This is a genomic window from Corynebacterium sp. HMSC068G04 (genome assembly GCF_001814885.1).
GTDB classification, from domain to species: domain Bacteria; phylum Actinomycetota; class Actinomycetes; order Mycobacteriales; family Mycobacteriaceae; genus Corynebacterium; species Corynebacterium hiratae.
The window spans coordinates 1-15,410 of sequence record NZ_KV818318.1; the positions used below are offsets into that span (position 1 = coordinate 1).

Annotated in this window: 12 protein-coding genes, 1 tRNA gene and 1 pseudogene; 7 read left to right on the forward strand and 7 right to left on the reverse strand. The window is 61.4% G+C overall.

The genetic code is table 11. The features are described 5' to 3' along the window. The 3 genes and pseudogenes from HMPREF2993_RS05035 to HMPREF2993_RS05045 form a co-directional block, all read right to left on the reverse strand. Window positions 1-590 (reverse strand): annotated as a pseudogene (locus tag HMPREF2993_RS05035) (HNH endonuclease); the annotation flags it as partial. A gap of 313 nt (window positions 591-903) precedes the next feature. Continuing rightward, window positions 904-1,548, reverse strand: a complete 645-nt coding sequence (locus HMPREF2993_RS05040; RefSeq protein ID WP_070681651.1) for a rhomboid family intramembrane serine protease — start codon at window positions 1,546-1,548, stop codon at window positions 904-906. Between the two features lie 71 nt (window positions 1,549-1,619). Then, window positions 1,620-2,150 carry a peptidylprolyl isomerase gene (locus HMPREF2993_RS05045; protein WP_070681654.1) on the reverse strand — a complete coding sequence of 177 codons (531 nt, stop codon included), beginning with the start codon at window positions 2,148-2,150 and terminating at the stop codon, window positions 1,620-1,622. A 69-nt stretch (window positions 2,151-2,219) separates the two neighbouring features. Here HMPREF2993_RS05045 and HMPREF2993_RS05050 point away from each other — a divergent pair, with 69 nt between their 5' ends. Further along, on the forward strand, window positions 2,220-2,870 hold the full coding sequence (locus HMPREF2993_RS05050; RefSeq protein WP_070545615.1) for an HAD family hydrolase: 651 nt from the start codon (window positions 2,220-2,222) through the stop codon (window positions 2,868-2,870). 4 nt (window positions 2,871-2,874) lie between these two features. Here HMPREF2993_RS05050 and metE read toward each other — a convergent pair whose 3' ends face one another. Together metE and HMPREF2993_RS05060 are read right to left on the reverse strand one after the other, a co-directional pair. After that, window positions 2,875-5,139, reverse strand: coding sequence for a 5-methyltetrahydropteroyltriglutamate--homocysteine S-methyltransferase (gene metE, locus HMPREF2993_RS05055; protein WP_070701375.1), 2,265 nt, complete (start codon window positions 5,137-5,139; stop codon window positions 2,875-2,877). Continuing rightward, window positions 5,136-6,059, reverse strand: coding sequence for a methylenetetrahydrofolate reductase (locus HMPREF2993_RS05060; protein ID WP_070681657.1), 924 nt, complete (start codon window positions 6,057-6,059; stop codon window positions 5,136-5,138). The genes metE and HMPREF2993_RS05060 overlap by 4 nt, the downstream gene beginning before the upstream one ends. A gap of 364 nt (window positions 6,060-6,423) precedes the next feature. On the opposite strand from HMPREF2993_RS05060, the gene HMPREF2993_RS05065 reads away from it, so the two are divergent. The 5 genes from HMPREF2993_RS05065 to HMPREF2993_RS05085 all read left to right on the forward strand — a co-directional run bounded on the left by HMPREF2993_RS05065 (window position 6,424) and on the right by HMPREF2993_RS05085 (window position 11,648). Next, window positions 6,424-7,266, forward strand: a complete 843-nt coding sequence (locus tag HMPREF2993_RS05065) for a DUF4366 domain-containing protein (RefSeq protein WP_070681660.1) — start codon at window positions 6,424-6,426, stop codon at window positions 7,264-7,266. A gap of 166 nt (window positions 7,267-7,432) precedes the next feature. Continuing rightward, window positions 7,433-7,636 (forward strand): hypothetical protein, encoded by a 204-nt coding sequence (locus HMPREF2993_RS05070; protein WP_049156598.1) that lies wholly within the window; start codon window positions 7,433-7,435, stop codon window positions 7,634-7,636. An 83-nt stretch (window positions 7,637-7,719) separates the two neighbouring features. Further along, window positions 7,720-9,294, forward strand: a complete 1,575-nt coding sequence (locus tag HMPREF2993_RS05075; protein WP_070701378.1) for an ABC transporter transmembrane domain-containing protein — start codon at window positions 7,720-7,722, stop codon at window positions 9,292-9,294. Beyond that, entirely contained in the window at window positions 9,291-11,099 is a 1,809-nt protein-coding gene (locus HMPREF2993_RS05080) for an ABC transporter ATP-binding protein (protein WP_070701380.1), read from the forward strand. Before HMPREF2993_RS05075 ends, HMPREF2993_RS05080 begins: the two co-directional genes overlap by 4 nt. 18 nt (window positions 11,100-11,117) lie before the next feature. Beyond that, the gene (locus tag HMPREF2993_RS05085) at window positions 11,118-11,648 is read left to right on the forward strand and encodes a GNAT family N-acetyltransferase (protein ID WP_070701381.1); all 531 of its coding nucleotides are present in this window, start codon (window positions 11,118-11,120) and stop codon (window positions 11,646-11,648) included. 59 nt (window positions 11,649-11,707) lie between these two features. On the opposite strand, the gene HMPREF2993_RS05090 is transcribed toward HMPREF2993_RS05085, so the two are convergent. Continuing rightward, window positions 11,708-11,780, reverse strand: a tRNA-Ala gene (locus HMPREF2993_RS05090). Window positions 11,781-11,967: 187 nt separating this feature from the next. On the opposite strand from HMPREF2993_RS05090, the gene HMPREF2993_RS05095 reads away from it, so the two are divergent. Then, window positions 11,968-12,882, forward strand: coding sequence for a polysaccharide deacetylase family protein (locus HMPREF2993_RS05095; protein WP_070701384.1), 915 nt, complete (start codon window positions 11,968-11,970; stop codon window positions 12,880-12,882). A 222-nt stretch (window positions 12,883-13,104) separates the two neighbouring features. On the opposite strand, the gene HMPREF2993_RS05100 is transcribed toward HMPREF2993_RS05095, so the two are convergent. Beyond that, window positions 13,105-14,889: a hypothetical protein gene (locus tag HMPREF2993_RS05100; RefSeq protein ID WP_070701386.1), complete on the reverse strand. Its 1,785-nt coding sequence runs from the start codon at window positions 14,887-14,889 to the stop codon at window positions 13,105-13,107. Between the last annotated feature and the right edge of the window lie 521 nt (window positions 14,890-15,410).

Genomic DNA, 15,410 nt, shown 5'->3' on the forward strand with positions numbered 1-15,410 from the left:
ATCCGGTCCAACTCATCCAAGGTCACCACCACATTGGTCGCCACCGCAGGCTTAGAACCCCCATGCGCCTTATCAAAGAACACCTGACCGGCCGCATCCAACAAATCAGCCGGATTAATCGACTCCAACACCCCACGCATCTCACTAATGCGCAAGGCTGAATCAGTAATCGTCAACGAATGCGGACCCGACGCCCGATACGTCAGACGCACCCCAACCTCCGGCACCCGCCGCGGCCGCAACTGCTTCAACCTCTCCTTCGCCACCTTCGGGATACGGTCTGCTGGAGTCCCCGCCAAACGGACACGCAGATTCCACGCATCCAACTCCTTTTTCACCCTGGCGGTATAGGACTCGATCAAACTCAACGTCGCCACATCATGCCTTTGAGCAACCGCAGCCGCACGCGCCTGGCGCTGCTTGCCCGTAAAACGCGTCGGCCCGAAATACACCCCATGCAACCCAGCCAACTCCACAGCATCAGCCTTTGATGCACCACGCGCGCGTAAATCATCCACACTGCCTACCGCAAGCCCCACAAGATCCAACCCCGAACTGCGATAGGAGAAATAAGTCTCCAAATCCCCCATGCCCACGAGACTAAAACACCACCACCCACCCCGCAACCGGAGCGCTGTTAACACCTTGGGTACAAAGTTATCCACAGGGTGGGGATAACTCTGTGGAAAACGAATTCCACAGCCTTTCTCCACACCCTGTGGATAAGTGTTTTCACGCTTCTCACAGCCCGCACAAAAACTTCGAATTCAACCGATTAAGCTGCTGATCTGCGGTTATCTTGGCGCACACGTTCGGTAAATTACAAAAATGTAGTTATCCACAATGTGGATAACTTGTGTGGAATTCTTTCGCACAAAGGTTTTGGTGGATAACACGCCCGAGTTATCCCCAAAGCCCAGCTCGCAGCGCCGCTAACACGGCTACCACGACAGCAATAAGCCATATCCCCAGCCACCGCAGCCACGTGCGTTTGCGAAAGAGGAATGGTGCCAACAGCAGTCCTGTGAGCAAACCGCCCAAGTGCCCCCACACGGAGACGTTCTCCGCCACGAAGCTGTAGATAACGTTGGCCACCACGAGGACGATGGGTGCGCGCAGGTCTAGACCGCGGCTGCGGTACACACCAATGAGTAGACCCATGAGCGCAAAGAGAGCGCCGGAGGCGCCCACTGTGGGCGTGTCAAAATCCATCCACAGCACCGCGGCCGAGGAGCCCACCACCGAGATAAGGTAGGCCGCCGCATAGAGCGCACTACCCAAAGCGCGTTCTACTTCCCTGCCCACAAAGAGCAGCATCACCATGTTGACCAACAAGTGCCCGGCATCAAGATGCATGAATCCGGCCGTGAGCACCATGGCGGGATGCGCAGCCGCATCCGGCCCCCACAGCGTCCAATCCTGGGCTAAGGAACTTTCGTAATACGGAGTGGCCAGGGTCCTGCCTTGGACGGCCGTGGCCAACCATGCCCCAATGCACAGCACCATGAACACAACGGTGACCGGCGCCGAACGGAGATAATTCTTCACGCAGACTCCTAAAACAACGAGCCCGCCACCACATCACGTGGCAGCGGGCTCGGATGAAAAGCTAAGAACGCTTAGGCGATCTCGATGGACTCGATGACAACGTCCTCAGCCGGACGGTCCATGCGGTCGGTGGAGACCTTAGCAATCTTGGACACAACTTCCTGGGAAGCCGAGTCGGTGACCTCACCGAAGATGGTGTGGTGGTTGTTCAGGTGCGGGGTCGGCGCCACGGTGATGAAGAACTGGGAGCCGTTGGTGCCCGGGCCGGCATTCGCCATGGCCAGCAGGAACGGGCGGTCAAACTGCAGCTCCGGGTGGAACTCATCTTGGAACTGGTAGCCGGGGCCACCACGGCCGGTGCCGGTCGGGTCACCGCCCTGGATCATGAACTGGTCGATGACGCGGTGGAAAATAGCGCCATCGTAGAACGGGCCGGACTGCTCGCCCTTGGCGTTCTGGGTGGTGTAGTCCTTCTCGCCCTTGGCTAGGCCGATGAAGTTCTCAACGGTTACCGGTGCGTGGTTACCGAACAGGTCGATAACAATGTCACCGTAGTTGGTGTGCATCGTTGCAGTTGCGGTCTTCTGAGTCATGCCAGCCATTGTATGGAAATTTCCACCAATGCGTTGTTCCGGCGCGACGCTGTCAGCGATCTGCGTAGGGTTACAAGCATGATCCGCGCCGTTCTCTTCGATCTCGATGACACCCTCATGGACCACACCGCCGCGATGCATGCGGCCGTCGAGGAGTGGCTGCCGGGCGGGCATCACGAGCGCTTCGCGGAGATCGAAAAGAAATGGTTCGCCGCCTACGAGCGCGGCGAGGTGTCTCATCAGGGCCAGCGCGTAGAGCGCTGCCGCGAGTTCCTGGGCCGCCCAGAGATGACGGAGCAGGAGGCGCTGGCGGAATATGACAAGTATCTGGCCGCCTACGAGAAGCATTGGCAGGCGCTTGGCGACGCCCTCCCCACCCTCCAGCATGTCCTATCCCGCGGCCTCAAGGTCGGTGTGCTGACGAACGGGGCCCGTGAGATGCAGGAAGGAAAGCTCAAGGCGGGCGGGCTCGACCTGCCAGGGGTGGAGCTCTTTCCCACCGTGGAGATGGCTAAGCCAAAACCGCACCGAGAGGCCTACCTCGAAGCCTGTCGGCGCTTAAAGGTGGAACCGGGCGTCACTCTCATGGTGGGTGATTCGGTGGCCAATGATGTCGAGGGGGCCCGGGCCGCAGGGCTCCAGGCGCTGCACTTCGATAGGGCCGGAAACGGAGACATCGCCGCGCTCAGCGAGCTGACGGCGATGGACGGTTTAAATCTTTGGATTTAAACCCCTAGAGGCTGGCGCGGACCTCCTCGCGGGCGAGGACCATGTTGCGCAGGGAAGCCTCGGTCTCCTCGTAGCCGCGGGTCTTCAGGCCGCAGTCCGGGTTGACCCACAAGCGCTCCACAGGCACGTTCTTGAGTGCCGCGCGGATGAGCTCGGCCATCTCCGCCACGGACGGGATGCGCGGGGAGTGGATGTCGTAGATGCCCGGGCCGATCTCGGAGTGGAACTTCTCATCGATGTCCTCGAGCAGCTCCATGCGGGAGCGGGCCGCCTCGATGGAGGTGACGTCGGCGTCGAGGCCGGCGACGGCGTCGATGATCTGGCCGAACTCCGAGTAGCAGAGGTGCGTGTGGATCTGGGTTGCAGGCTTCGCCTGCAACGAAACCACTCGGAAGGAACGCACCGCCCAGTCGAGGTAGGCCTTGCGGTCCTTCTCGCGCAGCGGCAACAGCTCGCGCAGGGCGGGCTCATCGATCTGGATGATGTCGATGCCGGCTTCCTCGAGGTCGCGGACTTCGTCGGCCAGCGCCACGCCGAGCTGGTCGGCGGAGACGGACTGGTGGACGTCATCACGCACGAAGGACCAGGCCAGGATGGTCACCGGGCCGGTGAGCATGCCCTTGACGTGCTTCTCGGACAGGGACTGCGCGAACTTCGCCCACTCGGTGGTCATGGCCTTCGGGCGGGAGATGTCGCCGACGACGATTGGCGGACGGGTGCAACGGGAGCCGTAGGACTGGACCCAACCGTTCTCGGTGACGACGAAGCCGTCGAGAAGCTCGGCGAAGTACTGCACCATGTCGTTGCGCTCCGGCTCGCCGTGGACCAGGACGTCCAGGCCCAGGCGCTCCTGCAGCTCGATGACGGACTTCACCTCGTTGCGCAGTGCCTCGGTGTAGTCGGCGTCGGAGAGCTCGCCCTTGCGGTGTGCGGCGCGGGCGGCGCGAATCTCAGCAGTCTGCGGGAAGGAGCCGATGGTGGTGGTCGGCAGCTGCGGCAGGCCGAGGGCCTCCTGTGCCTTGTTGCGCTCGGCGAACTCCGGCTGGCGCTGAACCTGGCCCTCCGGCAGCTGCGCGGTGCGGTCCTGCACTGCCTGGTCGTGGGTGCGGGAGGACTCGGCGCGGGTGCGCACGGCGCGGTCGGCCTGCGCATAGGCCTCCGGGGTGTCCAGCGGGCCGGCGGCGAGTGCGACGACCTCGCGGATCTTCTCATCAGCGAAGGCGAACCAGGTGGCGACGTCCACCGGAAGGGAGGTCTCCGCCTCCACGGTGTGCGGCACGTGCTGGAGGGACACGGAGGTGGTTACGGAAACGCCTTCGCCGAGGCTCTCGAGCTTCTCGCGCAGGTCGCGCAGGTTGGCGGCCCAGACGTTGCGACCGTCGACCAGGCCGGCGGCGAGGTGGGTGGCCTCGGCGAGCTTGGCCACGCGCTCGAGGGAGGAATTATCTAGGGCCAGGGTGCCGACGGACAGATCCACCTGGACCGCTTCGGGCTGCAGCTCGGCGATGACATCGAGGCCAGCGTTGAGGGAACCATAGGGCGTGGTCAGGTAAACCTGCGGGCGCTTCTCCGCGCTCAGGATGCGGCCGTAGGCACTCTTGAGTGCGGCGGCGAGGGTGGAGTCGTCAGCGGCGGCGAGGTCGGCGACCAGGGCGGGCTCGGCGAGCTGAATCCATTCGACGCCGGCGTCGTGAAGCTCAGCCAAGACGGTGAGGTAGGACTCGACTGCCTGATCGAGGTGGTCCAGGGGCTGCTTGGTGGCACCCTCGGCCTGCTTGGACAGCGCCAGCAGGGTCACCGGACCAACGAGGACTGGGCGCACGGTGTGGCCGGCGGCGCGGGCCTCCTTGACGATCTTCAGCACGCGCTGCGGGCGGGCGCTAAAGGTCTGGTCATCGGTGATTTCGGGAACGATGTAGTGGTAGTTGGTGTCGAACCACTTGGTCATCTCCAGCGGCGCGGTGTCCTTGTTACCGCGGGCCAGGGTGAACTCATCATCGAGGCTCTCGCCCTGAGCAGCGCCCACGGTCAGCGCGGTCTCGAGGACATGGTCGTAGTAGGCAACATCGGCCGGGATGGCGTAATCCTCAGTGAGGCCCAGCTCCTTGAGGCGGGCGTAGGTGTCGAGGCGCAGGGAGTGCGCGGCGGATTCGAAGGTCTCGGCGTCGATTTTGCCGGACCAGTAAGACTCCAGCGCGCGCTTGAGCTCGCGGTGGGCACCGACTCGTGGGTAGCCCTCAATCGTGGCCTTGGGGAAGGATGCGGTCATGGGATGACTCCAATTCGATGTAGCAGGTCAGTCGTAATGTCTGGATTGTTGTGCGTGTAGATGTGCAGCCCGTCGGCGCCGGCGTTCATCACCGACTTCGCCAACGAGGCCGTAATCTGCATGCCGATTTCTTTCTCTTCCTCGGGGGAGGTCGCTGCCGCGAGCTGGTCAAGGACCTTGGTCGGCCCGTCCAACCCGGACAGCTGGCACATTCGCTCCACCCGAGCACGGCTGGTCATCGGCATGATCCCGGGGATGAGCGGAATGCGCACACCCGCCAGCCGGGCGCGCTGGGCGAAGCGGACGTAATCCTCCGCGTCGAAGAAAAGCTGGGTAATGGCGAAATCAGCGCCCAGGCGCTGCTTGGCCAAAAGGACGTCGATGTCCTCGTCCGGCGTGGCGGACTCGGCGTGGCCATTGGGATAGCAGGCCACACCCACCGCCAAGCGCCCGGCCGCCAAGCGCGCCACGCGGTCCGATTCCCAGCGGCGAATGAGCCGGACCAGGGAATCAGCATGCGGCAGATGACCTTCGGGCATGCCGCCCTCCGGCAGGTCGCCGCGGAGGGCGAGGAGGCCGCGGACGCCGGCGTCGACCAGCGTGTCGATCCAGCCAACGAGCTCTTCCTCTGTGCCGGCGGTGCAAGCCAGGTGGGCCAAAGGACGCATCGCGGTATCGCGCGAAATCTTCTCAATAAACGCCGCGGTTCCCTCCAGCCACCCGGAGCGCTGGGAGCTGGTGACGGCGATGTAGTCGGGGTTATACGCGGCGAGCGTGGCCAATAAGCGGTCAATCTTGGCGGCGTCCGCATCGTGACGCGGCGGGATCGCCTCGAAAGAGAGAGCGGTGCGCTGTGGACGCTTAGGCGTATCTTCGCTGATTTGGTCTAGTGGCGCGGATGCGGAAAGTCGCGGGGACATGCTCACCTCCTCTGCAGGTTATCGTTGTTTATCGTCGGTGTTGATGTCCCAAAACGTACCAAGCTGTCCATTTCTCGCGAAAGCGTTTTAGCATTGGTAATACCTTTAGAACCCAGTCAGCTGCGCCGTTAACGCAAACCCACAATGAATAAAAACCCGCCTCATCCGTACAAAGCTGTCTATTTTCTTTGAACAGCTCGCGGCCTTTGCGCATATGGTGGCGGGACCTGCGCGCCGCCACTACGCTGAAAGGGAGTATCCAGCGCGAACGCGGGCACACCCCGGTTCGGCGCCGACAATCACTCCATAAACAGTTGTCCAACACAAATCACCTCAGTATTGACATAAAGGAGCACCTGAGCCCATGAACCCCGCCGCCCTGTCCACAGCCATCAGCGCCACCTCCGCCCTGGTGGAGCGCCTCAAGGAACGCCGCGATGAAAAGGCTCGCGAGGCCTACTCCGTCCTAGAGACCGCCGCCGCCCGCATGGAAGAACGTGATGGCGACTGGTTCTCCGAGGCCCGCCGCGAAGCGGGTGCCGTAACCAAGGCCGCGCACTCCCGCCTCGAGCGCGCCCTGGAAGAGCTCAAGGAACGCAGCGAAGAAGCCACCGAGAAGCTCTCCGAAGCTGCCGCGGAGGCCCAGGACAAGGCCTCCAAGCAGTGGGAAAAGACCCAGAAGCAGGCAGAAAAGAAGACCTCCAAGGCCCGCAAGCAGGCAAAGAAGAAGGCTTCCAAGGCCGAAAAGAAGGCCCGCCGCATCAGCGGTAAGAACAAGAAGAAGGGCTCGAAGGTTTGGCTGATCTCTGCACTCGTTGCCGCCCTTGCCGCCATCGGCGGTGGCATCTACTACTTCTTCACCCAGAAGAAGGAGAAGGAATCTGCCGTCCCGCCGCGCGTGGAGGACTTCTCCTCCCCGTCTGCACCGCAGGGCTCCACCCTGGTCTACACCTCCACCACTGAGGACGATGCCAAGAAGGAGTCCGACCTGGCTGAGGAAGGCGTCGTCGAGCGCGATGAGGAGCTGTTGGGCTCCCTGGATGAGCAGTTGGCCAAGCACCGCGAGGAAGAAACCGCTATTCAGGACGCCGTCGAGACCGAAATCGAGGTCAGCAACGCCGACAAGAAGGATGCCGACACCTCCCGCATCACCGACGACCACGAGTCTGAGGGCAAGCACCGACTCCACACCGAAGAGGAGAACTAATCCCCCATCCTTGGGGGTGCGTGTTTCGTTGCCTTGATCTCACTCCTTTGCCTGCACGGGCCCGACCTGCTTGAATCGAGGGTTAATCGGCATCGATCGTGAAGGATCGGTGCCCGCGCGCAGTTTTGCGCGGCTACCCTATCAGCAGCAGGCAAGGAGATCAGGAATGAGCTTCGAATCACTCATCGTCAAGCTCAAGAGTGGGGACACCTTCTATTTTCCGGCCGGTGCCGTCAGCGGTGATCCGTCCACCCGCGTGGATAACCTGCGCTTTGCCATCGAAAACGGCACGCAGTTCACCTCCGTCGATGACTACGGCGTCGACCGCGAGTTCAACGGCTACGACGTGGACAACTACCACTTGGCTTAAGCCGCGCAACCCGTTACAGCGATCCTTCTTCGCTGTAATCTGAATCACCACCTTATGCGCATTGCGCTATAAGATGAGTCCTTATGACTCACTATCCACGCATGCGGACGTGGTCGTGGTACCTCCCCGATGAACCACCTACCGGGGAGGTATCCCTCACTGAGACCACCGACTTCTCTCGGCCCGGCGCCGCCACGTGGCGAATGCTGGGTGCCCAACGCACCGGCGTCATCGGCATCTTCATCGCCACCCTCATCAACGCACCGCTGGGCGCGTTGGTCTCGGTCATCATCGGCCAAACCACGCAGTATGCCTTTTCCGATCCCTCCTGGCGCACCGTAGCCTTGCCGCTTGCGGCCACCGCGGTCATCCTCTACGTCGCCTATATCTGCGAAGCCACAGCGGATGCTTTCACGGATCTGAGTCAGGCCCGCACCACCCACACGCTGCGCCTTAACCTGCTGGATAAGCTGCTGGGTGCCTCGACCGCCGGAATTAGCCCCGGCCGGCTGCTCAACACGATGGATGAGGATTCGCATTACATCGGCCAACTCAAGCAGATCCTCAACTTCCCACTCGTCATGGTCGGCTACCTCCTAGGCGCCGTGGTCAGCCTCGCTCCGGTTTCCTGGCAGGTCTCCGCCGCCCTACTGATCGGTGCCCTCGCCACCGCGCTGGCCTCGTGGGCCACCACCAAGCCGCTGACCAAGGTTGCTGCACGCCGCCGCCAGCTGGAAAACACCGCGTTGTCACTCGCCACGGACTTCGCCCAAGGTTCCCGCGTTATCAAAGGCCTGGGCGCCAAGGACATTGCCCGCCAGCGCTTTTCCGACGCCGCTCACGAAGCCCTAACCACCATGCTCCACGAGGCCAAGCTGTCCTCCCTCATGGCCTGGGTGCGGCAGATGGTCCCCGCCTCCTTTGCGGTGGGCATCCTGGCCTGGACCTCCTGGGAAACCTTCGAAGGCCACATTGCCCCCGGCGGCATGATGGCGATTACCATGCTCGCACCCCCGGCATTGACCGCGCTCGGCGTATCGCTGGGCCTGCTCACCGAGAACTGGGCCAGAGCACGCGCCTCCGTGGAGCGTGTTGGCGAGCTGCTGGGCCAGCTCGATACCACTACCGAGAAGACAACCGGCACGCCTATCGAGCTCTCCCCTGGCCTGCATGTGTGGATGCCCACCACCGCCGCGGGCCGCAGCACCGTGGATTCCTGGGTGCGCTACCTCAACGACAACGGCGCTTTGTGCCCGCCGCACCGCATCTCCGTGCTGGAGGGCACCTTGCAGGACAACGTCGATCCGCTGCGCGCGGCAACCCCAACCCAAACCCACGACGCCTTGCACGCCTCCGCCTGCGAGGACATTGTTATCCGCCTCGGCGGGCTGGGCCCGGGCGGCGAACTTCCCACCGCACCCATCGGCGAGGCCGGACTCAACCTCTCCGGTGGCCAGCGCCAACGCGTCGCACTTGCCCGCGCACTCGCGCTCGACCCCGATGTCCTCGTGCTCGACAACCCCACGACGGGACTGGATTCGTTGACCCTGGCGGACGTCGCCAAGCGCGTGCGCGAACTGCGCGCCGACAAGACCACCGTGGTCATCACCTCCGCCTCCACGTGGGCCGCCAACGCCGATGAGGTGGTGGAGCTATGAGCAACCGCCCCACCACCACAGACCGCGCGGATGCCCTCGCCCCCGCCTCCCCACAAGAGTGCCTGCGCTTCCTCAAAACCCTGCCCAGTGCCCCTAGCAGGCTCGGCATCGCCCTCTTCTTCGGCCTCTTTACCGTCACCGTCATCATGATGAACCTGGTCTCCCAGGTGCTCGGCCGCGTCGTCGACATCATCCAGGGCGTGGAGCTCCCCGTCCTTGGCACGGGACGCACAGCCATGGTCGGCGCACTCATCGTCATCGCGGTGGGCTTCCTCGTGGAGGTCACCGGCCGCACCCTGGGCCGCTACCTGGTCACCTCCACCACCCGCCGACTCTCGGTGGATCTGCGCACCTCAGCACTAGATTCCACCCTCGGTGCCCCCGTGCCGGCCGTCATGGAGCTAGGTACCGGCAACATCATCACGCGCCTGTCCAAGGACATCGACACCGTGGTCATGGCCATCTCCATGATGGGTGACCGCTTGGTGCTCACCCTCTTCATACTGCCGCTGACCGCGCTCATGATGATCTTCATCCACCCCGCTTATGCGCTGCTCTTCATAGCGGTGAGTTGTCTGCTCTACCCCTTCATCCGCGGCACCATGCGGGATATCCCCGCCATCGCCAACGAGGTCTCCTCGGTGGAGGCCTACCGCAACAACGTGCTGTTGGACACCATCCGCGCACTGGAGACCCTCCGCCAGTTCTCACTCAAAGACTGGGCGCACGCGCGTATGGAGCGCTACTCCTGGGACACGGTACAGGCCTGGGGCGACAAGGTTCCGCTCATCAACCGCATCGTTGGCCAGGGCGCCCTAGCCTTCGCGGTGCTGCTGCTGGGCTCTGTCCTCATGTCTGTGCCCATGGTGATCTGGGGCTGGCTGACCCCTGGTGAGGCCACCGCCGCCGTGCTCTTGGTCATGCGCCTAGAGATCCACGTCTTCAACATCCTCTTCTTCGCCGGTGAGATTCAGCATTCCGTGACCTCCCTCGGCCGCGCCGTCGCCCTGGCCACCCTCGAGGACAGCGCGCACACCAGCGCGAACCAGAAGGACACTCCCCGGCTTAGCGACGCCCCCACCATCACCATCGAGCACCTCTCCTACGCTTACCCCGGTGGGGCGCCAGTGCTTAACGACGTCTCCCTGACCCTCACCGCCGGCACCACCACCGCCCTCGTGGGCACCTCCGGCGCGGGCAAATCCACCCTCGCCTCCCTCGTGGCGGGCCTGCAGTACCCCACAACGGGCACCATCAGCCTCGACGGGATTGATACCGCCACGGTGCCGAATACCTGGATCACCGAGCACGTCGCCCTCATTACTCAGGAAGTCCACCTCTTCTCCGGCACGCTGCGCAGCGACCTACTGCTGGCCAAGCCCGATGCCAGCGATGAGGACCTCTGGCGCGCACTCAATACCGTGGGCCTTGATGAGAATTCGCGCTGGCTACCCCAAGGCCTAGACACGCTCATCGGCGCCGGTAACGAAGAGATCGGCGCGGAGGCCGAGCAACAGCTCTCACTGGCCCGCATGATCCTGCGCCAACCGCCAGTACTCATCATGGATGAGGCCACCTCCGAGGCCGGCTCCGAGCACGCCGAGGTACTCGAACACGCCGCCAAGGCCGTCACCAAAGACCGCACCTCACTCGTCGTTGCCCACCGCCTGGACCAAGCCCGCGAGGCCGACCGCATCATCGTCATGGAGCAAGGCCAGATCGTCGAGGACGGCACTCACGCCGACCTCATCGCTCTGGGCGGGCGTTATGCCTCGGCCTATGCCCAATGGGAGCATGGGAAGTAGGTCTTCTCCACGCCTACCATGGAGCTCATGCATCTTCTTTCCCTTACTGAAGCCGACCGCACCTATCTGGCCCGTATCAACTTCCTTGCCGATACTTTCGGCGATGAGCACAAGGAACTCCCTGAAGGTTTCGAGGAAGGTTTCGACTATTACCTCGGTGGTTGGGAGCCTTCCCGCGGAGGTTTCATCGCTTGGGAGGGCCACGTCCCCGCCGGTGGCGTGTGGCTGAACTGGGGTACGGCTGAACGCCATGGATTTGGCCACGTGGCGGAAGGTATTCCAGAGCTCGCATTGGCCGTGGAGCCCCGCTTCCGGGGCCAGGGTGTTGGCACCCTGCTGATCGACGCCGCCACTAACCTCTCCCGGGAGATGGGCGCCCCGGGGATCTCACTCTCAGTGGCTAAAGACAACGACCGCGCACATCGCCTTTATCTCCACCTGGGTTTCGAGCCAGTCAGCGAGAGGGACGGCCACATCGTCCTAGTCAAGCGCTTCGACAGCAACGCCAATGCCAAAGACATCAATAAGGCCACACCAGAAGAAAACTGATCAACCAGCAGAAAACCTGAGCAGAAAACATAAAAGGCGCTCACACAGTGAGCGCCTTGTGGAGCATAGGAGAATCGAACTCCTGACCTTCTGCTTGCAAAGCAGATGCTCTACCAATTGAGCTAATGCCCCAGCAGCTACATAGCGTACTCCTTGTGCGCGCATCTACGAAATCATGACCGGCAGAGTAGTCCTCACCAAGCGCGGTAACTTTCGTCACTTTAGTTAACTCACACCTCTTTAGTTGCGTGTCACCACGGAAAACAGCACGCGAAAGAGGGACAATGAGTCGTCTCTGAAACTTTAGTGGAAGGTCGTCATGCGCCGAATAATCCTCCGCTCCGTAGCCGCACTCACGTTGGCTGCCACCGTCACGGTCCCACAGCAAGCAACTGCCCAGGAGCTGCCCCCGCTGCCGCAGCCACCCATCCCGCAGCCAACGATTCCAACCGTGCAGGACATGCGCAAGGAAGTAGACCGCATCGAGTACGAGGCCTACAAGGCCCTGCCCAAGGAGCTACAGGACAATCCAGCTTTCGCCGGGTCCTCACGCCCGGCGGCGACTCAGAGCGGCAAGCCACGAACAGACAAGCCCAACCAGACTGACAAGGCGAAGTCCCAATCAATAGCGGACAAAACCTGCTCCAATTGCGTAGCCATCACTTACGACGATGGCCCGGATGCATTGACGGGCCAGCTTCTCGACACCTTGAAGGCCAAGAACGCCCACGCCAGCTTCATGGTCCTAGCTCCTCATGCCTATGCCCATCCCGAGCTCCTCCGGCGTATGAAAGCAGAGGGCCACACCGTGGGCAACCACACCGATACACACCGCGAACTGAACAAGCTTCCCGCGCATGAGGTTGACGCGGAAATCAAATCAGGTGCTGCTGCCATCAAGGCAGCAACAGGCGACAGCCCTCGTTGGGTACGCCCACCCTACGGTGCAACGAACCAGACAGTCGCTAACGCAGCCAAAAACAACGGACAAGCACAAGCCCTGTGGAGCATTGACACCCTAGATTGGAAGGACCGCAACTCCGACCATATCTGCGCAGCAGCCGTTGACGGCGCCCAAGCAGGCGACATCATCCTCATGCATGACATTCACATCACGACAGTTGATGCCGCCCCATGCGTCATTGACGGCCTCCGTGCCAAAGGGTTAGAGCCAGTATCGCTAGACACGCTTATCCCTAACTCCGAACCTGGACGCCAGTACCTCAGCAAGTAGAGCAAAAGTTAACAACCCAAGGTCAGCTCACGCCGTAGGACAAGCTAACACAAGTAGCTTGTCCTACGGCATCTTGTTTGCGTAGATCCGTCTGAGGTCGCAGCCCTCCATATACCCATTTTGGTGTCGGGCTAAAAACAAAGAGAAGCACCCCACCACTTGGTGGGGTGCTTCCTAAACTCTGGCTCCGTTAGGGGCGAAGCCTATTCAAGCTAGCTTGAATTAGAAGGGGAGCTTGATGTTCAGAGCCTTAGCAATTGCCGGGAAAGCAGCTGCGATTGCGGCCAGGACACCAGCGACGATGCCGAAGATAGCGAGCGGGGTCGGCTTGCCATCGTTGGACAGCTTGTCCTTGATGTTGGAGGACTTGTCATCCTTGTTGTTGCCCGGCTTGGTAGCGTCGTCGGAACCGTTGTCGCCGCCCTTGTTGCCGCCAGCCAGGTTCTCGAGGGCGTCAGCGATACGCTGACGGTCCTTAGCCTCCTGCTCAGCGCGCTCGCGCTCAGCCTTAGCCTGCTCCTCAGCAGCCTTGGAGTCAGCAATGTCCTTCTGAACGCCATTGTCAGCGTTCACAACCTGACGGTAAGCCTCTTCGTACTCGAGGTTGTAGTTGTTCGGACCGAACCAAAGCTGCTGTGCAGCAACCTTCTTAGCCAGGTAGTCGAGGCGCTCCTGGTCAGTGCCGCCATCCCAGACAGCAACCGGGGAGTCGCCGTACGGGCGCTCCGGGTTCACGAAGTTGCCCGGGATCTTCGGGGTCCAAATGCGGTTGCCGTCGAAGTTAGCCTCGTCGGTAGCCCAATCCTTGAACTCCTTTTCCGTTACCTTCTGCGTCTCGTAGACATCCATGTTCTTCTGCTTAGCGATGGAGACGATACCGGTGTTGTGGGCGATGAGCTCAGCGTAAGCCTCACGCAGGGTGACGCGCTTGTCGCCGCCGTTCTCACGGTCACGGATTACAACGGTAGCGTTGTCGCCAGCCTCGCGCAGCTCGAGCTCACGAGCGCCGATAGCGAACTCAGCCTCCATTGCGCGCAGGACGCGAACCTGTGCGTGAGCCTGGTCCAGGTAGCCCTGGCGAACCAGGATGTCGGCACCCTGAGCGGTACGGGAAGCCTCGAGGGCAGCCTTGCGAGCCTCCTCCAGCTCTGCACCGTCTGCCTTCAGCTGCTCCAGCAGCATCTCAGCGTCTGCGATCAGCTGCTCAAGGAGCGGAACGTAGTCACGAGTGATGTAGCTATCCTCGCTCTTGTCAGCACCGCGCCAACCGGCGTAGTCGAGGCGATCCTTGTAGGTCTTGATGGTGTCTTCGAAGATCTTGATGTTCTTCGCCGGGGTGTTCTGAACGGAGTCAAAGATCTCCGGGTCGACCGGGCTCAGCTCCGGAGCCTTCAGCGGCGGGAGGCCAGACTTGTCTTCGTCGTTGACCTTGTTCTCGACCCACTTGTTAGCCTTATTCAGGTCGCTCTCCAGCAGGCCGAGCTTGGACTCGTCCTTACCATAGCGCTGGCCGCCAGCGGCGTTGGTAACAGTGTTGTTGTAGTCGAAGGCCTTCTCTTCGTAGTTAGCCCAAGCCTTGTCAGCGCCCTTGTCGTTCTGCAGAGCGTATGCTACGGAAGCGCGAGCAGCCTGAACGTTCTTCTCAGCCTGTGCGAGCTGCTTGGTAGCCTCGTTGGCTGCAGCCTGGTAAGCCTTGTGATCTGCTTGCTCGGAGCGGTCGAGACCGTCGGTGTTAGCAGCAGCGGCAGCTTCGTAGAGCTCGCGGAACTGGTTGTTGTTGACAATGTAGTGGTCGGTTGCTTCTACGAGCTTGCGGAGCTCAGCCTCGGTGACATTCTTGGCCTCTACATCCTTGCCCAGGGATGCGTCCGGCTCATTGAAGCCGCCGCCCTGGATGTTGGTGGCGTTGGTGTCCTGAGCGAAAGCCGGGACTGCAACACCGGAGACACCGGTGGCAACTGCGATAGCACCTGCGAGAGCAGCGGTGCGAACACGGTTCTTGAACATGTAATTCCCCTATGAGAGTTGAGGTCGGACTGTGAAAATTATCTTACGATAACCGTCGTGTAGGGCGACGCTAGCAATCGTTCTTCATGAATGATCTTCACATTCTCAACGAGTAGTGCAGCTTTTGTCGCTGCAGCAAGATTATCGAAGTCTGGCGGGTCTTTCCAGTCAAACACAACTTATTTTTAAAGTTTTTCCAACCAGCTGGCGGCGATGCCTCGCATTCTTGCTGGTAGGTGGCGTTCTTTTATACAGGAGTTGAAATTGAAACTATTTCGAACCTTTGTGACAGCTGTGAATGAACTACCCCTATCTGGGTAATAATTACACGATTGTCATTGCACTTGCTAGGGTGTCGGTCCAACTTTCACCCCTTGCTCCCCCGGATATCTGGCACGGGTGAGTTGGATGAGCCTTCGTGGGGCTTGTGAGGAAAAAGGAAAGACGCTCAGCTTGTTTTTCATCGCTGAGCGTCTTTCCTTATTTATATTGTGGAGCATAGGAGAATCGAACTCCTGACC